At 36.6% G+C, this 18,648-nt stretch carries 17 protein-coding genes; 10 read left to right on the forward strand and 7 right to left on the reverse strand.

Annotation, left to right across the window (positions count from 1 at the left end):
* Positions 1-89 precede the first annotated feature (89 nt).
* Positions 90-1,133, forward strand: coding sequence for a T9SS type A sorting domain-containing protein (locus tag SCA31_RS12680; protein WP_410697363.1), 1,044 nt, complete (start codon positions 90-92; stop codon positions 1,131-1,133).
* Positions 1,134-1,227: 94 nt separating this feature from the next.
* Here the strand turns inward: SCA31_RS12680 and SCA31_RS12685 are convergent, their stop codons facing one another.
* The gene (locus SCA31_RS12685) at positions 1,228-4,563 is read right to left on the reverse strand and encodes a DEAD/DEAH box helicase (RefSeq protein WP_410697364.1); all 3,336 of its coding nucleotides are present in this window, start codon (positions 4,561-4,563) and stop codon (positions 1,228-1,230) included.
* A 174-nt stretch (positions 4,564-4,737) separates the two neighbouring features.
* On the opposite strand from SCA31_RS12685, the gene SCA31_RS12690 reads away from it, so the two are divergent.
* From SCA31_RS12690 to SCA31_RS12705, 4 genes are all read left to right on the forward strand, one after another.
* Positions 4,738-6,234 carry a catalase gene (locus SCA31_RS12690; protein ID WP_410697365.1) on the forward strand — a complete coding sequence of 499 codons (1,497 nt, stop codon included), beginning with the start codon at positions 4,738-4,740 and terminating at the stop codon, positions 6,232-6,234.
* Positions 6,235-6,455: 221 nt separating this feature from the next.
* On the forward strand, positions 6,456-7,253 hold the full coding sequence (locus SCA31_RS12695) for an SDR family oxidoreductase (protein WP_410697366.1): 798 nt from the start codon (positions 6,456-6,458) through the stop codon (positions 7,251-7,253).
* Between the two features lie 76 nt (positions 7,254-7,329).
* Positions 7,330-8,247, forward strand: a complete 918-nt coding sequence (locus SCA31_RS12700; protein ID WP_410697367.1) for a helix-turn-helix domain-containing protein — start codon at positions 7,330-7,332, stop codon at positions 8,245-8,247.
* Positions 8,248-8,399: 152 nt separating this feature from the next.
* Positions 8,400-9,407, forward strand: coding sequence for a T9SS type A sorting domain-containing protein (locus SCA31_RS12705; RefSeq protein WP_410697368.1), 1,008 nt, complete (start codon positions 8,400-8,402; stop codon positions 9,405-9,407).
* Between the two features lie 94 nt (positions 9,408-9,501).
* Here the strand turns inward: SCA31_RS12705 and SCA31_RS12710 are convergent, their stop codons facing one another.
* Positions 9,502-10,122 (reverse strand): hypothetical protein, encoded by a 621-nt coding sequence (locus SCA31_RS12710; RefSeq protein ID WP_410697369.1) that lies wholly within the window; start codon positions 10,120-10,122, stop codon positions 9,502-9,504.
* Positions 10,123-10,181: 59 nt separating this feature from the next.
* Positions 10,182-11,030 carry a helix-turn-helix domain-containing protein gene (locus SCA31_RS12715; protein ID WP_410697370.1) on the reverse strand — a complete coding sequence of 283 codons (849 nt, stop codon included), beginning with the start codon at positions 11,028-11,030 and terminating at the stop codon, positions 10,182-10,184.
* 190 nt (positions 11,031-11,220) lie between these two features.
* On the opposite strand from SCA31_RS12715, the gene SCA31_RS12720 reads away from it, so the two are divergent.
* Positions 11,221-12,378 (forward strand): MFS transporter, encoded by a 1,158-nt coding sequence (locus SCA31_RS12720; RefSeq protein ID WP_410697371.1) that lies wholly within the window; start codon positions 11,221-11,223, stop codon positions 12,376-12,378.
* A gap of 76 nt (positions 12,379-12,454) precedes the next feature.
* Here the strand turns inward: SCA31_RS12720 and SCA31_RS12725 are convergent, their stop codons facing one another.
* Both SCA31_RS12725 and SCA31_RS12730 read right to left on the reverse strand, forming a co-directional pair.
* Complete coding sequence (locus tag SCA31_RS12725) at positions 12,455-12,844, reverse strand: hypothetical protein (RefSeq protein WP_410697372.1); 390 nt, start codon at positions 12,842-12,844, stop codon at positions 12,455-12,457.
* A 46-nt stretch (positions 12,845-12,890) separates the two neighbouring features.
* On the reverse strand, positions 12,891-14,273 hold the full coding sequence (locus tag SCA31_RS12730) for an MFS transporter (protein ID WP_410697373.1): 1,383 nt from the start codon (positions 14,271-14,273) through the stop codon (positions 12,891-12,893).
* A 72-nt stretch (positions 14,274-14,345) separates the two neighbouring features.
* Here SCA31_RS12730 and SCA31_RS12735 point away from each other — a divergent pair, with 72 nt between their 5' ends.
* The 3 genes from SCA31_RS12735 (at position 14,346) to SCA31_RS12745 (ending at position 16,568) form a co-directional block, all read left to right on the forward strand.
* Positions 14,346-15,194, forward strand: a complete 849-nt coding sequence (locus SCA31_RS12735; RefSeq protein WP_410697374.1) for a helix-turn-helix domain-containing protein — start codon at positions 14,346-14,348, stop codon at positions 15,192-15,194.
* A 118-nt stretch (positions 15,195-15,312) separates the two neighbouring features.
* Entirely contained in the window at positions 15,313-15,807 is a 495-nt protein-coding gene (locus tag SCA31_RS12740; protein ID WP_410697375.1) for a MarR family winged helix-turn-helix transcriptional regulator, read from the forward strand.
* Entirely contained in the window at positions 15,804-16,568 is a 765-nt protein-coding gene (locus SCA31_RS12745; protein ID WP_410697376.1) for a hypothetical protein, read from the forward strand. The genes SCA31_RS12740 and SCA31_RS12745 overlap by 4 nt, the downstream gene beginning before the upstream one ends.
* A 35-nt stretch (positions 16,569-16,603) precedes the next feature.
* Here SCA31_RS12745 and SCA31_RS12750 read toward each other — a convergent pair whose 3' ends face one another.
* On the reverse strand, positions 16,604-16,963 hold the full coding sequence (locus SCA31_RS12750; protein WP_410697377.1) for a winged helix-turn-helix transcriptional regulator: 360 nt from the start codon (positions 16,961-16,963) through the stop codon (positions 16,604-16,606).
* Between the two features lie 212 nt (positions 16,964-17,175).
* Between SCA31_RS12750 and SCA31_RS12755 the strand changes: the two genes are divergently transcribed.
* A complete protein-coding gene (locus SCA31_RS12755) occupies positions 17,176-17,811 on the forward strand; it encodes an NAD(P)H-dependent oxidoreductase (RefSeq protein WP_410697378.1) in 636 nt (211 codons plus the stop codon).
* 77 nt (positions 17,812-17,888) lie between these two features.
* Here the strand turns inward: SCA31_RS12755 and SCA31_RS12760 are convergent, their stop codons facing one another.
* Positions 17,889-18,644, reverse strand: coding sequence for a hypothetical protein (locus tag SCA31_RS12760; RefSeq protein ID WP_410697379.1), 756 nt, complete (start codon positions 18,642-18,644; stop codon positions 17,889-17,891).
* Positions 18,645-18,648: the final 4 nt, after the last annotated feature.

Consider the following 18,648-nt stretch of genomic DNA (forward strand, 5'->3'; position numbering starts at 1 on the left):
ATTTTACTTCAATTTCAACGGATCTGGTAGCAGGAAATTCATATCCTATCTCTGTAAAAGGACCATCAAGCACGTTTCCAAGTGATGTAGTGGTCTACATTGACTTTAATCAGAACGGCAACTTTGATGATGCAGGGGAAAGCTTTTTTATAGGCAGATTGGCTGCGGCTAATCCGGCAAATGCTTTTACAATTGATAGTTCAATCACCATTCCATCCAATGTATCTGGTGGGAGCAAAAGAATGAGAATTCTTAAAAATACAAATGTATCAGCTTATTCTGATCCTAATGCTCAGAATTCAATCAATTCAGCTTGCGAGCAGGTGTTAAGAGCAGGGCAGACTGAAGATTATACCGTGAATATTTCAGGAGGCAGCCCGGGCTTCCCGGCACCATACTGCGGTTCTGAAAATGTAACAACCCTTACAGTAAGCGAAATAAGCAGGGTAGAATTTGTTGGACTCACAAATGAAAGCCCTATTGATGGAAATTCATCAGTAATGGAAGACTTTACGGGAACTGTTTTCAATGTAAACCGTGGAAGTGGTTACCCAATAACAGTTACAGGAGGAACCCATGGGCAGGCCACAGTTTCTGCTTATGCCTACATCGATTTTAATCATAACAATCAGTTTGATGCAGATGAGAAGTTTAATCTTGGGTACCTGGATAATTCAGATCCTGTTTCCGGTCATCAATCGGGAGTAACGTCCGAAACGATTACCATTCCTGCCAATGCATTATTGGGAACAACTCGTTTCAGACTAGTAAAAGCTTATGAATCCAGTTCATGGATGGGAACTTTGGAAAATTTACCATGCCCGTCAGGTTGGTTTATTGGGCAGGCAGAGGATTATACCATCAATGTACAGCCGGAAAACCTTTCAACTACAGAGGTTTCAAAGGATTTATCAAAGAGTATTAAAATATATCCAAACCCTACTACAGGTTCTGTAACGATCAAAATCAAAGAGGGGTTGGAAAAGTATGAGGTCTACAATATTTCAGGGCAAAAACTTTCGGAGGGAACCTCTGAAATTGTGAATATGAACAATTTTGTTGCAGGTACCTATCTCCTTAAAATCATTACAAAAAATAAAAATATAATCACTGAAAATGTGATCAAAAAGTAAACACACATATCATATCTAATCATATCCATATCAATTTTTGTTTTTTAACCGGCAGATTCTATCTGTCGGTTTTTGTTTGAATAATGGAATCAGATTATTTAGCTAGAATCTCGAGAAGATCCTGTTTTGATAGGCCCTGAAGCTTTTTTCCATCTGTTTTGAATAGATTCTGAGCTAGTATTGTTTTCTTTTTCTGTAACGTAAGAATCTTTTCTTCCACCGTATTTGAGCATATCATTCGAACGGCGATTACATTCTTGGTCTGGCCTATACGGTAACTACGGTCAATGGCCTGGTTTTCTGTAGCAGGATTCCACCACGGGTCAATTAGGTAGATATAATCAGCTTGGGTAAGGTTAAGCCCAACACCACCGGCTTTTAGACTTATTAAAAACACCCTGATATCTTCATTTTCCTGAAAATTAGCTACCTTTTTGCCCCTGTCTTTGGTTTGGCCGGTAAGATATTCAAAAGGAATCCCATGGCGTTCCAGTTCGGGTTTTAGCAGGTCCAGCATTCCTACAAATTGTGAGAATACAAGGATTTTATGATCTTTCGACTTTCCAAGGATTTGTTCCATCAGAATTTCAATTTTAACGGCATGTTCACCGGAATAGCCCTCTTTAATCAGGATAGGTGAATTACAGATCTGTCTAAGCCTTGTAAGGCCTGTAAGCACATGCATGCTGTTTTTATTAAGATCATCGTCATCATTCGCTGCTATAAATTCTCGAAGCTCCTTTTCATAGGCATCATAAATCCTACGCTGTTCGGCATTCATTTCACAGTAGATAACTGTTTCTGTTTTTTCCGGAAGTTCTTTTGCTACTTGTTTTTTGGTTCTTCGGAGAATAAATGGCTTGATCTTTTGCTGAAGCTCCAAGGCCCGTTTACTGTACTCAAACTTATCAATAGGAATGGCATAAATATCCTTAAAATACTGTTTGCTTCCCAATAATCCGGGACAGGCAAATGAAAGCTGGCTGTAAAGATCAAAAGTGCTGTTTTCAACAGGGGTACCCGTTAGTACAATCCTATTTCTGGATTGGAGTAGGCGCGCTGCCTTGTACCTTTCTGAATTAGGATTTTTAATGGTCTGAGACTCATCAAGGAAAGTGTAGTTAAAGGTAAAAGTCTTCAAAAATCGGATATCCGAAAGCAACATACCGTAGGAGGTGAGAATGATTTCATAATCTGGAAAATGCGCTGTGGATTTCTTTCTGTCGGGACCATAATGAATTAAAGTTTTTATAGATGGTGCAAACTTACTGATCTCATCCTGCCAGTTGAAAAGCAGTGAAGTAGGGACAACAACAAGATTGGTAGTGTTTCCGCGTTTTTCTCTCTGGGATAAGATGAATGCAATAATCTGAAGCGTTTTTCCCAGTCCCATATCATCGGCAAGGCATCCTCCGAAATTAAATCCGTCCAGGAAATTAAGCCAATTTAATCCGTCATGCTGATAATCCCTTAGTTCTGCATTTAATCCAGCAGGAATATCTATTTTGGGGATATCTTTAAGCGCTGAAAACTGAGAAGAATAGGAGGTAATTTCATCCCATGTCTCTGTACTCAGTACCTCTTTTTCAAAAAGTGAAGAAACTTCTGTAAAGTTGATTTTTGGAATTTTTAATAATTCTTCATCAATTTCTCCTGCCTGAAAATAAGCAGCAATCTTGTCCATCCATTCCTCAGGGAGAATTCCCAGGGTTCCATCATCCAGCTGAACAAATTTACTTTTATTACGAAGGGTTCTGTGAAGCTGTTTTAGGGTAGCTTCTTTTGGTCCAAATCCAACTTTTAGCTTCGCGTTGAACCAGTCTAATCCGCTGGTAATCTGTATGTTTATTTTTGCGCGATGTGGGTTTAACTTATTGTTTTTTAATTCGTTGAAGCCCAGTATGATGATTCCTTCATTTCTCCATGTTTCAAAAGCTTCAAGAAACCAGTTATCGTCCAGAAATTTATCTCTGTGGAGATAAAAATAATCATAGCCGTCCATTTGCTCCTCAAAATCAGGATGCTGTTGCATAATTAAAGAAGTAAAGCGCGCCTCGGCTGCCTCACTTCTGTCTATTTTAAAGATGTTTCCGTTTTGGTCGGTATCGAAAATCTGCTTTCTGGAATAGACAGGAACTTCAACCTGGCCATACTTCATTACAGGTGTTATTCCAATATAATTTTCCTGTTGACGGAGATAAACCACTCTTTCAGTCTGATAATTCTTATCTTTAAGTTGTACTTTCGTTGCAGGCTGTATATAGCTATAATTGATATGGATACGTTCTTCTATATTGGATAAAATATTCTGCATGAAAGCTTCATATTTGGAAGAATGCACCAGTAAAATTTCATTGTTTGTCTTAAAAAACTTGATGATTCTGAGGATGTCCGGATGATCTACAAGACTGAAAGTGTTGTTGTTATAAACAAAATACTCGTTTCTGATGATAACATTTTTGAAAGGCACAGAAATATCATTAAATAATAATTCTCCTGTAATTTCATAAAACGGATCTTTCTTAAATACAGATAGTTGTACCTCTGCATCTAAAGTGTTAAGTTTAATGGTTGTAAGCGACTTTGAGGAGACCGTTTCAGCAATATCCCTGTCATGATAATACACATCAAGACCCAACGGATTTTGTACAATCAGTTTTAAAGCTTCCAATTCGGCGGAATTATATTCCTCATTGTAGTTGTTATGAAAGGAAGCAATGGCTGTATAGAATTTAATCTCCAACGGTTTTTCTGCTTTCCATATCAGCTGCATGGCATCTACAGAACTTACAGGATTTTTAATTTTTCCTGTCTGGGTTATTTCGGCTTCCATTAATGAAAAGACGAGGTGATTGTAGTACCGGTGTTTTCCTATCACCAATATCTGTTTTTTACCGGTTTCAAAAAGTGCCAGTTCCTCTAATTTCGAAGGTTGTTGAGGAAGAAGTTCTTTTTTGAAAAGGAGTTCATCCATCGGAAGCATTTCCTTAATTTTAGGCTGTATTTCAAGTTTCCCATCTATGTATTTCAACTGGAAATAAAGATCAAGATCCGGTTCATTTTCCAGGCCATATCCTTTTGCTTTTGGAATCAGTGTTTTTCTTCGAAGAGTATCATCAAAGAAGATCCTGTAGTTTTTTTCCTCCAGAATACAATGGATAATTTCTGCCTGATGTAAACAGAGCTGATCTTTGGAATGGTTACAGGTACATGAACACAGCAATGAACTGCCTATGCGGCTTATAGTGACTATAGGGAAGTCCTCCAGAGAGGTATTCTTTGTAAATGTCCCAATATTATTTTCTATGGTCAAAGGATAGATCTCACGAAAATCCCTCATACCAACAAAGGCACTTTCTGTGGTATGTTTCAAAAGATCATATACGGAAAGTGTACTGAGATTGGTGTTTTCAAGGATGTATTCTGCCATAAAAATTGATAAAGGCAAACTTACAAAAAACAAATGAATGGAAAGACTTCCGATGCTGTGGCTATTTTAGTCAATACATCAGGCTAATCTATTTTTGGACTGCTTTTTTTTGTATAAACTGGATGATTCTGCCCTGATATTAATCCGATAATTTTGAATAATAAATTATACAACATGAACGAAGATAAATTAACGAACCGAACCGGAGCACCTGTGCCAGACAATCAGAATATCCAAACTGCGGGACGCCGTGGTCCCGCTTTATTACAAGATGTGTGGTTTTTAGAAAAAATGGCTCATTTTGACCGTGAAGTAATTCCGGAACGAAGAATGCATGCCAAAGGATCAGGTGCGTATGGGGTTTTCAGGGTAACCCATGATATTACCCGCTATACAAAAGCAAAGATCTTTTCTTCTATTGGAAAGGAAACTCCTTTATTTGTTCGCTTTTCTACTGTAGCTGGTGAACGTGGGGCTGCTGATGCAGAAAGAGATATCCGTGGTTTTGCCATAAAACTCTATACAGAAGAGGGAAACTGGGATCTTGTAGGGAATAATACACCTGTTTTCTTTCTTCGTGATCCATTAAAGTTTCCCGACTTAAATCATGCTGTGAAAAGAGATCCCAGAACCAATCTCAGAAGTGCGGATAATAACTGGGATTTCTGGACTTTATTGCCGGAATCTCTTCATCAGGTTACCATAACCATGAGTGACCGCGGCATACCCAGATCTTACAGGCATATGGATGGTTTTGGCAGTCATACTTTTAGTTTTATTGATGATAAAAATAACCGGTTCTGGGTCAAGTTTCATTTTAAAACACAGCAGGGGATCCAAAATATGAGCAATGAAGAGGCAAAAGCAATCATTGGCAGTGATCGGGAAAGCCATCAAAAAGATCTATATGAGAGCATTGAGAAAGGTGACTTTCCTAAGTGGACAATGTATGTTCAGATCATGGAGGAAAAAGATGCCAGTAGCTATCACATCAATCCATTTGACTTAACAAAAGTTTGGCCTCACGGGGATTATCCTCTTATTCCGGTAGGAGAACTTGTATTGAATAGAAATCCATCCAATTATTTTGCTGAAGTTGAGCAGGCTGCTTTTAATCCTGCTTCTATAGTGCCTGGAATAAGCTTTTCACCGGATAAGATGCTTCAGGGGCGTTTATTTTCTTATGGAGATACGCAACGGTACCGACTAGGAGTTAACCATCATCAGATTCCTGTTAATGCTCCTAAATGTCCATACCAATCCTATCATCGGGATGGTGCCATGAGAACGGATGGAAACTTTGGAAGTACAATAGGGTACGAGCCTAATAGTTTTCATCAATGGCAGGAGCAACATGATTTTAGCGAACCTTCTTTGCCTATTGATGGTGCCGCTGCCCATTGGGATCATCGTGAAGATGCTGATTATTTTTCTCAACCGGGAAATCTTTTCAGGCTGATGTCTGATCAGCAAAAAGAGGTTTTATTTAAAAATACAGCAGAAGCAGTAGGAGGTGCACAAAAGTTTATACAAATTCGTCATATCAGAAACTGTTATCGGGCTGATTCTGCCTATGGAGAAGGAGTGAGTAGAGAATTGGGATTGTCTATGTCAGAAGTTTTTGACTATGAAGGGTATGAGATGAAGAAAGTTACAGTAGATACTATATAAAGAAGCGTTTATTAAATATTGATTTTTAGCTCCGAGAAGGATCCATATGTATGTATTTCCGGGGTGAAATCCTTTAGTTGATCATTCAAACTAAAGGATTTTTTTGATTCGATACTTTTTATTTTCAACCCATCCATTTTGGCTACAGCTTAATCCGTTTTGGCAACTTCTGCTTTTCTTTTGTTTCTGAACTTTGTCCTGTAATTTTAAACAAGAAAAAAATGAAAACAATTTTTATAACAGGTGCTTCTACAGGATTAGGAAAAGCAACTGCCCAATTATTTCAAAGCAAAGGCTGGAATGTTATTGCTACAATGAGAAATCCGGAAGCAGAGACGGAATTGGCTTCCCTGGAAAATGTAACCTTGCTTCCGTTGGATGTAACCAATCCGGCACAAATTCAATCAACGGTTAAAAAATCGCTTGAATTAGGTAATGTGGACGTCGTCTTCAATAATGCGGGATATGGTCTTATTGGGCCTTTAGAAGCGCTTAGCGATGATCAGATCGTAAAGCAGCTGAATACAAATTTATTAGGTGTTATCCGCGTTACTCAAGCATTTATTCCTTATTTCAGAGAGAGGGAAAATGGAACCTTTATTTCTACCACTTCAATAGGGGGCTTAATTGCGTTTCCTTTGGGATCAACTTATCATGCCACAAAATGGGCATTGGAAGGATGGAGTGAAAGTATGGCTTTTGAACTTAATAAATTCGGAATAGATATCAAGACTGTTTCTCCAGGAGGAATTAAGACTGATTTTGTAAGCCGTTCTTTAGATTCTGCAACCAGTCCTGCTTATGAAGAAATGATTAATTCTTTATATTCCAGCATGGAAGGAATGATGGAGGCTGCCTCTACACCTGCACAGATTGCAGAGGTGGTATATGAGGCTGCTACAGATGGTAAAAAGAAACTGAGATATGTAGCGGGCGAGGATGCAAAACTTCTATATGCACAAAGATTGGAACTGGGAGATGAAGCTTTCAGGGATCAGCTGGGAAAACAGTTTATATAATAATTCCGTAAATATACGGTATTGATTATGTGGTTTTTACATGTTTTTTTAATCGAAAATTTTATACCTTTACATTATGGAAAAGAAAGAAAATAGTCCTATGAAAATTTCATCCATATCGGAATTGCACAATTTGTTGCAGCTTCCTGGTCCGCTTCATCCATTGGTAAGTCTTATGGATAATGAAAGGATGAGTATCAATAATGACTTGATGGGTAAAAGTTTTTTATTGAATTTTTATAAGATTTCCTACAAATTTTCCATGAATGGTAAGAAAATGGGCTATGGACAGGGATATTATGACTTTAATGAGGGAGGAATGATGTTTACGGCGCCAGGCCAGATTCTTTCTCCTGAAGAGAATGCCGAATATTGTGGATATACACTTGTAGTGCATCCGGATTTTATCAGAAATTATCCTTTGGGAAAGACGATTAAAAATTTAGGGTTCTTTTCCTATGATACAAATGAAGCCCTGCATTTGTCCGATCACGAAAAAAGTATAATAACCGGGCTTCTGGATAGCATCAAAAATGAACTGAACACAGCAATTGATGAAGTAAGTCAGGATGTAATAGTGTCCTATATAGAGGTTCTTCTTAACTATAGCAACCGTTTCTATAAAAGACAATTTATTACAAGAAAAACTGTAAATAGTGATTTTCTGACCAAAATGGAAACGATCCTTGAGGATTATTTTAATGAACAGAAAACTTTAACTCATGGACTTCCTACAGTAGAATTTTTGGCCTCAGAACTGAATCTCTCACCTCATTACCTGAGTGATATGCTGAGGAATCTTACCGGACAGAATGCTCAACAGCATATTCATGAAAAACTGATTGAAAAAGCCAAGGAGTATCTTACAGCAACTAATTTCTCTGTATCCGAAGTAGCTTATGCATTGGGGTTTGAGCATCCACAATCCTTTAATAAACTATTTAAAAAGAAGACAGACAAAACACCATTAAATTACAGACAGTCATTTAACTAAATATAAAAATGCCCAGCTATTCTGCTGGGTATTTTGTTGCAGAGTTGTTTGTAGAATAAAAAATACCTTAGGTAGATGAAAATACTTTTTTAGGGATACAGCTCCTTACATTCAATATAAAAAAACTGACACCAATCTTAAACCAAAATAATATGAAAAAACTAACTCTTATCTTATTTCTTGTAAACGGAATGATGGTTTATGCTCAACCGTCCATAACAAGAGCAGGCGTTGATCGAATTAACAGCACCATTACACTCAAATCTGAGGATGTAACAGGAACCTCTATTACAGCAGGTCTGGCAGGGGCTAATGTTACCTGGGATTTCTCAGGCTATACCGGTACTAATACTCTTACCCTTACAACAAAGACATGTCCCGGACAGTCCAATTGCTTTAGATTTCCCACAGCGAACAGGATTACGACACCAACCGGTATAGAAACTAATGACTTTAATAGTATGACGGATACAGAAGCAACAATGTTAGGATCCTATTCAGGACCTTCATTGGGAGATGTGACGACTACGTATGTTAATCCATTGATTGAGTATAAGTTTCCGGTTACCTATCTGCAGCAATTTGATGATGCCTATGAGTTTAATAGTGTTTCCGCTGCCATTGGAAATACCAATGAAACAGGGCAGGTGAGCCAGACTGTAGATGCCTATGGAACCATAATAACTCCTACGGGAACCTATACCAATGTGTTGAGGATAAAAAGAATAAGAACTGCAATACAGACTATTGCAAGTGTACCAGCTCCTATTACCGCTACCTACACCAATGAATCTTATCAGTGGGTAAGCCAGACTGCAGGTCCGGTATTTAGTTTTGCCATTAATACCTTTGTCCTTTTAGGAAATACGAACACTGCAAAAACGGTATCCTATCTTGAGACAGAAGTATTATCAACCATTGATCTGGATAGTAGAAAAGCTGAAATATCAGTATACCCGAACCCAAGCACAGATGTTATTACTCTGAGATCAAAAGAGGAGATTAAAAAGGCTAGCGTTACTTCCCTTGATGGTAAGGTTGTTTTAACCGCTGAAAATTCAAATAATATTGATATCTCAAAGCTTCCGAAAGGAGTTTATATTCTTCATGGAGAATTCAGAAACGGGGCTTCGTTCTCCAAGAAAATCATTAAAAAATAGAAAGTAATTTATATTGAGTTTAATAAAAAAAACAGGAAAATCATAAATTCCTGTTTTTTTATGTGCAGTCCCTTTTAAAATGAATAAAGATCACTTAGCTTATGTTTTTAATGGATTCTATTTTCCATTGATCGCCCTTGGTAAGGGTATATCTATAGGTCATACCGCAGTTTTTCAAATGAAATTCGACCTTGCACGATTGTTCATTAATCGGCTTTACGGTGAATTGTATCGTGTCGATATTCTTTAAATCAGATTGATAATCATCCTGTGTCATAAAGAAATAATCATAGTCGAAACCAGACGGAGGGCCGTCGTTAGCCGGGTTTTGTTTGAAATATTCATTTCCATCCACATACCTTTTCTTATAAACAGATAGAAACTGTTGAGAAAATAAATCACTGTTTTCCAGAAATTTAATTTCTTTATCCACTTCATCAAAATCTATAGAATAATTGGATGGAGTATCATTTTCAGTCTGAGGTCCACCTTTTATGGAGTTGAAACTGTAGATTTTATCTTCATTTTCTTTATACCATTTCAGAAAGGTCTTTACTGTTTCAATCTGGGAATTATCCTGGACTTTTTGAATGGAAACGACTGTATTTTTGGGTTTTATGGAATCCTGTACTCCTGTTTTTATTACAGGATCTTCTTTTTTACAATGAGCAAACAGCATTAAGACAGTAGATAGTAACAAAGTTTTCCTTAGCATACATAGTTTTTTCAGACGCCAAAAATACAAAAATGTAAAAACAGTGTAGAAGTGTAATGTTATTTTTTAATCCTGTAATTCTCTCTGTAGGTATTGGCCGTGATTCCTGTACAACGTCTGAAATACCGACAGAAAAGGGAAGAATCTACAAATTGCAGCTGATTGCTGATCTCTTTAATGGAAAGCGGGGTGGTTTTGAGAAGTTCTTTGGCCTGTTTTATCACTCTATAGCTGATCCATTGCTTAATGGGTTTCCCCGTTTCCTTTTTGATGAAACTGCTTAAATACTGCGGGGAAAGATGCAATTGATTGGAATAGAATAAGACACTTCGCTCCAAATGCCCATGTTTATTCAACAGTTCAAAAAAATGCTCTATAATATCCTGACTTCTGGTTTGCAAAAGGCTGTTATTTCTGATGATTGGCAGGTAAAGCTTTGAAACGAGCTCGAGAAGAGCATAAAGTAGATATTGTACAGATTCTACCGTGCTTTGTTCCTTTGTTTTGGAATGATAATCCTGTATTAATTGAACGGTAGCCCAAATGAGTTTTCTTGTTTTGTTTTCTACCGGCATGGCAGGATTGAATTTGATTTCGTCACTGGCCAAAAGGACGGTCAGAAAGCTATAGGTGCTGATAAAATCCAGGGAGATATAAAAAACGGATAATTCAAGATCATCACTACAGGAAATATCTGCCAGATTTGTATCCGGTAAAAGCATTATGATGGAACTGCTCTGTATATGAAACGGGAAATTATTAATTTGAAGATCCATCCCTCCGGATGATACAAAACAAAGCAGCAATTTATTGAGTCTACTGGCTTTTTTATAAAAGTGGCGGATGCTGTCAGCCTTATATTCTTCAATATATAACCCCTCAAATTTTGGTTTAATATCTATCATCATACAGTTGGATTATTTCTTGGAATGGTTAATGCTTTTATCACTTGAATTACTGCGATCAAATGTAAGCAGTTAATTTTTCTTTTTAAATACCTTGTTTAAAATGGAATATAAAATATCAAAAATGGAATATATTTTATTGGATGAGTGTGACTAACTTCGCCAACGGAAATTTTAATCAAAATTAGTTATAATGCACGATAGAGAAACCTCTGCTACGAGAATGCCGACGGCCTGCTTTTTACTTTTCTTTGCCCACGGACTTGTTTTTTCTTCCTGGGCGAGCCGGATTCCCATTATTAAAAATGCTCTTTCCATTAATGAGGCCGAATTGGGAACTCTTTTGCTTTTGATGCCGATAGGACAGCTTTCTACAATGGTTTTGGCAGGAAAACTAATCAGTAAATACGGAAGCAGCCAGATTATTAAAAGCTGCTTTTTATTATATCCTGCTTTTCTTTTATTGATCGGGCTTGCTCCTTCTTATTGGGCTTTGGCGGCGGTACTGTTCTTCTTTGGAGTTACCGGAAATATGTGCAATATAGCCATCAATACACAGGCGATTGAAATAGAATCGATCACAAAAAGAACATTGCTGTCATCCTATCATGGGGCATGGTGCTTTGCCGGGTTAATAGGAGCGGTGGTTGGCTTATTGATGATTAACTTGAATGTAAGTACATTCTATCATTTTGTACTTACTTTCGTTCTTGTATTTTCCATTTGGTTTTACAGTAAAGGACATTTAACGAATATCATTCATAAAGTAGAACCTCAAAGGCAGTCAATTTTAAAATTTGTTAATCCTACATTGGTAGGATTAGGAATCATTGGGTTTTTGAGTATGGCTATTGAAGGGGCTATGTTTGACTGGAGTGGGGTATATTTTCAGACCATTGTAAAGGCACCGGAAAAGCTGGTTATTCTTGGATATACAAGCTTTATCTTAATGATGACTCTGGGTCGTTTTATAGGAAACCGCGTGATTGAAAGGTATGGAAAGAAAATTGTTCTTCAATGTTGTGGTATTCTGATGAGCGGCGGTCTTTTTCTCAGTGTTTTCTTTCCAGAGTTATGGATCTGCATTATCGCTTTCATGATTATTGGTCTTGGCAGTTCCTTAAGTGTACCGTCAGTTTACAGTACGGTAGGAAAGGTGAGTAAAGTAGCACCAAGTATTGCCTTGTCCTTTGTGTCCAGTATTTCGTTCCTCGGATTTTTAATGGGGCCACCGTTAATTGGATACATTGCTGAATGGTTTGATCTAAGATATTCCTACGGTCTTTTTGCCTGCTTTGGAATATTATTGGCCATTATGGCGGGACAAATGAAAGTATTTAGGAGTAAATAAGTAACTATTTTTTCATGAAGAAGAAACAGTCTATTTTCAAAATCATTAGTCTTCTGAAAACAGACTGTTTCTATTTTTATATCCAATTTTCTATCAGGTGGAACCACAGCGCTTTCTCTTCGTTAATAAGAAATACTGCGGATGATTTTCTTTTGTTTGTAATTCCCTCCGTAGTCTGAGTTTCGACGTATGTTGCCAGTCCGTGATGGTCAGAGTGGTGTATTTCTATATTTTCAACTTGCACTATACGTTCCGGAAATTTTCCAAAAACGGTTGGAAGCCAATCTGAAAACAGAGATAAGGTAACAGGATTTCCATCTCCGTTGATCATTGTGAATTCTGGAGAAAATCCGGAAAGTAGTTGTAGGTAAAGAGCTTCCTGATTCTCAGTTTTCCCTTGAAACCATTTTTCAATATTCTTATGGAATTCAATTATTTCCTTGGTAATTTTTTCTGGGTTGTTCATAGATTTAAATGTATAATTTTTTTAATTTTAAATAAAGTCTTTTATATTAAAGCTGGTGAATGTATTTTCTTAATTTGATATTACCCCATATTCCGATCATCTGGAAACCTCCAATCATTGCAATAGCCAAAGAGAACGCTTCATGAAAACCTATTATTTTTATCATATTAAAGAATAAGGTCCCAATAACAGCTCCTCCGGTTACACTACCTATCTGTATCCCAATACTTATGAGACCTGAAGCCTGTCCGGCTTTATCTTTAGTGATAAGGGAAATAGCTGTCTGCATAATAACAGGCATAATGGTTCCATGTCCTAATCCTGTCATAAATAAGGTAATATTGGTGATAAAAGAAGGCTTTTGCTGAAAGTAGAAAGCCAATGCACTGAAGATAAATCCTGCCATTAATAGCCCCAGTCCAATGTAGGTTATCTTATGAGGGGTCAGTTTTAGTTTTGAAACCATAAAAGGTCCCAGGAAAAATGCAATTCCATAAGGAACAATAGCAAGCCCAGTCTGCATAGAATCTTGGTGTAAAAACTGCTGGAGATAGTAAGGATAACAAATAAATAAACCCGCCGTAAAATTGTAAAAAAAGATGATGAGAAGGCTTAATGCGAAAGGCTTATGCTGTAAAAGTGTTGGGTCTATAAGTACCGGTCTCGTTTTTTTCATTAAATAGGTTTCATATTTTATGAATCCAACCAATAGAAGGGTACCTGCAAGCAGAATACAGAATATCCACCAGGCCCAATGATATTTCTGCCCGAAAATAAGAGGACATATAAGCATGAGTAAGGCAAAAATTAATAATAATGAACCTCTAAAGTCAATTCCGGAATTGATTTCCTTATGATGATTATCCATGGTAAAATGGATTCCAGCAATACAGATAACCGTAATAGGTACATTCACAAGAAATACCATTTCCCAGGAAAAGTTTCCCCAATGCATACTGAGAAGCAGCCCCCCAGCCAGCTGGCCAATCACAGAGGCTAATCCAAATACGCAGCTGAAAAGGTTTACTGCCTTGGGCTGTTCCTTACTACTGAATAGTACTTTTATAGAAGCTAAAACCTGAGGAGCCAGCAATGATGCCCCAACTCCCTGAAATAACCGTGCAATAATTAGCCAGGTTACGGTAGGGGAAAAGGCACAGGCCAGGGATGAAAATAAAAAAGTGTACAAGCCTAGTATGAAGATTCTTTTCCGCCCATAGAGGTCACCCAGCCGTCCTCCACAAACAACAAGGGCAGCATAGGTAAGCCCATAGATGGCAATTACCATCTGTAACTGATGGTCACTGGCTTTTAAAGCATTTTTTATGGAAGGTAAAGCCATATTGACAATAAAGTAATCTAATGGTGAAAGGAAAGCTCCTGCTATCAGAAAATTGAGCGCTTGCCATCGTTTCGGATATGTATTCATAATTTTTTATGCAAAAATAACCTCTTGATGTTCTGTTAAAATTGTACTTTTAGAGGAAAATATAGTGCGTAAATGAAAGGACTACATCTAGAAAGTATTAAAGTGAGAGAAATAAAGCTTAAGAGTGAAGAGGTCATTCTGAAAACTAAATCTTTTCTTTCATTTGTGTATGTCGTAAAAGGAAAAGGGAGTTTGATGTATGATGAACGCAGTATTGATTTTACAGAGGGAAAGCTTTTTATTATTCCACAACAGGAATCTTATCATTTTGAAAGCGAAAATGCAGTGTTAATTAGTATTGAATGTCCCATTGAGTTTATTGATAAAATACGTCTGGAAGCAGATCGTATTGAAAGTTGTGAAAACCTCTATAAACTGCAATATATAAGCAATAATTACCATGCCCGAGCCGGATGTGTATTTCGAAATAAAAATGATGAAAACTTTGCTGAAGCTCTTATTTTACAAATTGCAAGAGAGTTTAAGAATAATGCAGAAGATTATTTGATTATCCGTAACAGTATTTCTATTTTGCTTAACCTTATTGCCAGAAATATTATTCAAAGTGAGACTTCAGATTTGCAGGAAAACAAAAAGGCGTTCTCTATCATGAAGATCATCACTTATATTCAGCAGCACATAAAAGATAGAGAAAAGACAGGAATTCAGTCCATTGCTGATCATTTTGGTATTTCCGGGAATTATTTTGGAGAATACTTTAAGCAGCAAACCGGAGTTTCTTATCAGGATTACTTATTGGATTACCGACTGAAGCTTGTGGAAACTTATTTACAATACAGCAGTATACGATTGAGTGAAATAGCCTACGAACTTCAGTTCAGTGATGAGAGTCATCTTTCAAAAATTTTTAAAAAATATAGAGGGGTTACGCCGGGGGAGTATAGAAAGGGTTTTAAATAAGAAGAAAATTTGAGAGAGGAAAGTATAAAGAAGCCTTTATTTATTAGTTTATTTTAAATTATATAGTTAACTATATAGTTAGCTGTATAATTAATATATTTACATCAAATAATGTTAAATGGATTTTGATTTTATTAAGGATTTAGGATATAAGGCTTTGGATAGCAGGCTAAAAAGAATCAGTGACAGGATGTCACATGATGTCAGAAAATTCTACAAGGAGTTTGGGATAGATGTAGAGCCCAATTGGTATCTTGTTTTTATGTTGTTACAAAAAAGGACAGAGATTTCTATTACTGATATTGCTGAACCATTGGGATATTCACATCCGTCTGTAGTAGTAATCGTAAAAAAAATGACAGAAAAAGGCTATCTGGTGATTAAAAAAGATAAAAAAGATAAACGGAAACAGATTGTTTCATTGTCTCCCAAGGCAATAGCAATGCTTCCTCAATTGGAACTCGTCTGGGAGAGTTGTGAAAAAGCTATTTTAAAATTACTATCAGATGATATATCCATTTTTCCTTACCTGGATACTATAGATCAGAAGTTAAAAACTGATTCTTTCCATCATCGATTTAAACAAGAATACTTAAAATCAATACACTCATGAAAACACTTATTCTCATCACCACATTGTTTTTTTCCAATCTTATGATTTCTGCTACTGAAACCAAGGTAATGATAAGGGCAAAAGCAAAAGACGCAAAATTTATTGGAAGTTCATTAGGAGGGGCTCACATCATTGTCCGAAACAAACTCAATCAACAGATTTTAGCAGAAGGAAATACAACAGGAACAACAGGAAACACAGATCTGATTATGAAAACGCCTAAAGTAAGGGGAAATTCAATTATTGATGATCAAACAGGAGGATTCCTGGCGACCATTGACATAGATGAACCCACATTTGTTAACATAGAAGTTATTTCTCCACTGAACAGTAAACAAGCACAAGCGGTGGTAAGCACAGAGTTGTGGCTGATTCCGGGAAAGAATATTTTAGGTGAAGGAATCACTCTCGAAATCCCTGGATATATTATTGATATTCTAAAACCCAGAACTCACCAGTATATTGGATTGAAAACCATTAAGGATAAGCCTTTTCTATTTCAGGCGAATATCGTTATGATGTGTGGATGTGTTATAGAAAAAGGCGGAGTTTGGAATTCTGATGAAATTGAAGTGAAAGGAATCCTTAAGAAAGATGGAAAATTTGTAAAGAACATTGACCTGTCATTGGTTTCCACCAATTTATTTGAAGGAAGTCATATCATCAATACTGCAGGAAATTATGAACTTATACTATATGCTTACCATGAGAAAACAGGCAATACAGGAGTAGATAAAGTAAATTATGTGGTTTTTGAATAATCATTGAACTTTTCAGCAATGTTATTGGAAAACTTTTATTCTTTTTGCAACAGCTGCTTTCTGTATTTTATTCCCCATTCACCCATGGTATCTATAATGCTGTGAAGACTTTTTCCAAAATCAGTCAGTTCATAATCTACAGAGACGGGCATGGTGTTGTTTTGGGTTCGCTTGACCAGATTGTTCATTTCAAGAATCTTCAGTTCTTTGGATAGCGTTTTTGAAGCAATGCCCTCAACCTGTCTTTTGAGATCCATAAAGCGGAGCTTTCCCGTATAATATAAATGACTGATGATGATGGTTTTCCATTTTCCATCAAGTAAATAGATGGTGTCTCTTACCCCGCGGATATGGTTTTTACATTCCGGATCGATTTCGATTTTTTCCTTTTTCATATTTCAAAAAATAAAGCTTCAAAAATACGGAATTGATTTAAGTTAATACAACAATAAAAACACCTGGTTACCGCTGGGTAACTGGTTACTGAAAGGTAACAAGTGATAGATTGCAACCATAAACAAAGTAACTTTGCCGTGTAAAATAGGGAAGTAGGTCTACAGATAAGAGACTATCTTCAAATACATAACAGAATAAGTAAAATAATAAAATGATGTCACTAGAAGAAGCTTTGAACTGGCGATCTGCTACAAAAAGTTACAACGGAAGAATAATTGAAAAAGATAAAATTGAACAAATATTGAACGCTATTCGCCTGGCGCCATCAAGTTCTGGTTTACAGCCTTTCAAGGTTTTTGTAATTACAAACAAAGAACTAAGGGAAAAGCTACAGCCCATTGCATGGCAGCAGCAGCAGATTGTACAGGCTTCACATATACTGGTTTTTGCTGCATGGGACGAATATACGGCGGAAAGAGTGGATGCTTTCTTTGAATTCAGCAATAAGGAAAGAAATTTGCCATCTACAGCCACAGATGATTATCGTCTGAATTTATTGGAAATGCTGGATAAAAAAACAAAAGAAGATCATTTTGTGAATGCATCGCAGCAAACTTATATTGCATTAGGATTCGGATTGTTGGCTGCTGCTCATTTGAAAATTGATGCAACGCCTTTGGAGGGTTTTGATAATAAAGGAGTGGATGAATTGCTTAATCTCCCGCAACAAGGGGTAAGAAGTACAGTAATGATGGCGCTGGGATATAAAGATGAAGACAATGATTGGTGGGCAAAACTTAAGAAGATAAGAAGGTCTCATGAAGAACTCTTTATTGAACTTAATTAATGGCCATTTCCATTAGAATATAAGAAAAGGAGACCTTAATGGCCTCCTTTTATATTTTTAGATAAATAGGATTTCACTTATTCCCAAGTAAATGTATACGTATACTTTAACCCATTTGAATGAACATACTTAGCTGTTAAAGGATAATTATCCTTATCATACGTAAACTCTACAGTATATCCCGTTGTCGATCCGTCTACAAGGTTTTTATTGTCTGAAGATGTTGTATTATGATCGTGTTGATAAACAAATGGATCTAATACTTTATCCCACGCAATCGAATTGTCTTTAACCGTGGTAGAAACATTGGTCTTTACTCCTGAATCACTGTAAACATTTGTTATACTGCTTCCATTTTTATCCGTATAGGAAATTTCCTGCTGCCATTTCAAATTTCCTGTTCCGTCATAGTATTGTACTGCGGTTAAGTTATTGGAAGACTTTGTTGCATCATTTGTGTAGCGGGTAACCTGGGTTAGGATTTCCTGACCTGTTGACTGGTTGACTGAAAAAATTGATCTTTCAGAAATAAATTTACCTGTATAAGTATAGGTCTGATAGTTAAATAAAGTATATTGTGAGTTATAGACCCTTCTTTTTGTTTCCAAATCATTGGTATATTCTACCACGGTGATATTGGCAGGAACTCCATTGTTGTAATTTGTAATTTGTTCAATAGCTCCCTTACTGTTGTAGGTAAATTTATAAAATGGCTGATTGTCCTGCTTAACTTCAATTATTTTCTTTGCTTTTACAGGAGTGGTATCCTCGGAATCAGAGCTGCATGATAAGAATACTGTAAAAGGTACAGCTAATAATAGTAATTTTTTCACGATT

This window comes from Chryseobacterium sp. SIMBA_028, from assembly GCF_046535285.1.
Taxonomy (GTDB): Bacteria; Bacteroidota; Bacteroidia; order Flavobacteriales; family Weeksellaceae; genus Chryseobacterium.

What these genes read in the sequence shown, in the direction of transcription:
- SCA31_RS12745 (WP_410697376.1), top strand. Translation starts at nt 15,804, where the DNA reads ATGAAAACACTTATTCTCATCACCACATTGTTTTTTTCCAATCTTATG.
- SCA31_RS12695 (WP_410697366.1), top strand. Translation starts at nt 6,456, where the DNA reads ATGAAAACAATTTTTATAACAGGTGCTTCTACAGGATTAGGAAAAGCA.
- SCA31_RS12755 (WP_410697378.1), top strand. Translation starts at nt 17,176, where the DNA reads ATGATGTCACTAGAAGAAGCTTTGAACTGGCGATCTGCTACAAAAAGT.
- SCA31_RS12725 (WP_410697372.1), bottom strand. Translation starts at nt 12,844, where the DNA reads ATGAACAACCCAGAAAAAATTACCAAGGAAATAATTGAATTCCATAAG.
- SCA31_RS12720 (WP_410697371.1), top strand. Translation starts at nt 11,221, where the DNA reads ATGCACGATAGAGAAACCTCTGCTACGAGAATGCCGACGGCCTGCTTT.
- SCA31_RS12740 (WP_410697375.1), top strand. Translation starts at nt 15,313, where the DNA reads ATGGATTTTGATTTTATTAAGGATTTAGGATATAAGGCTTTGGATAGC.
- SCA31_RS12705 (WP_410697368.1), top strand. Translation starts at nt 8,400, where the DNA reads ATGAAAAAACTAACTCTTATCTTATTTCTTGTAAACGGAATGATGGTT.
- SCA31_RS12735 (WP_410697374.1), top strand. Translation starts at nt 14,346, where the DNA reads ATGAAAGGACTACATCTAGAAAGTATTAAAGTGAGAGAAATAAAGCTT.
- SCA31_RS12690 (WP_410697365.1), top strand. Translation starts at nt 4,738, where the DNA reads ATGAACGAAGATAAATTAACGAACCGAACCGGAGCACCTGTGCCAGAC.
- SCA31_RS12730 (WP_410697373.1), bottom strand. Translation starts at nt 14,273, where the DNA reads ATGAATACATATCCGAAACGATGGCAAGCGCTCAATTTTCTGATAGCA.
- SCA31_RS12700 (WP_410697367.1), top strand. Translation starts at nt 7,330, where the DNA reads ATGGAAAAGAAAGAAAATAGTCCTATGAAAATTTCATCCATATCGGAA.
- SCA31_RS12715 (WP_410697370.1), bottom strand. Translation starts at nt 11,030, where the DNA reads ATGATGATAGATATTAAACCAAAATTTGAGGGGTTATATATTGAAGAA.
- SCA31_RS12685 (WP_410697364.1), bottom strand. Translation starts at nt 4,563, where the DNA reads ATGGCAGAATACATCCTTGAAAACACCAATCTCAGTACACTTTCCGTA.
- SCA31_RS12750 (WP_410697377.1), bottom strand. Translation starts at nt 16,963, where the DNA reads ATGAAAAAGGAAAAAATCGAAATCGATCCGGAATGTAAAAACCATATC.
- SCA31_RS12710 (WP_410697369.1), bottom strand. Translation starts at nt 10,122, where the DNA reads ATGCTAAGGAAAACTTTGTTACTATCTACTGTCTTAATGCTGTTTGCT.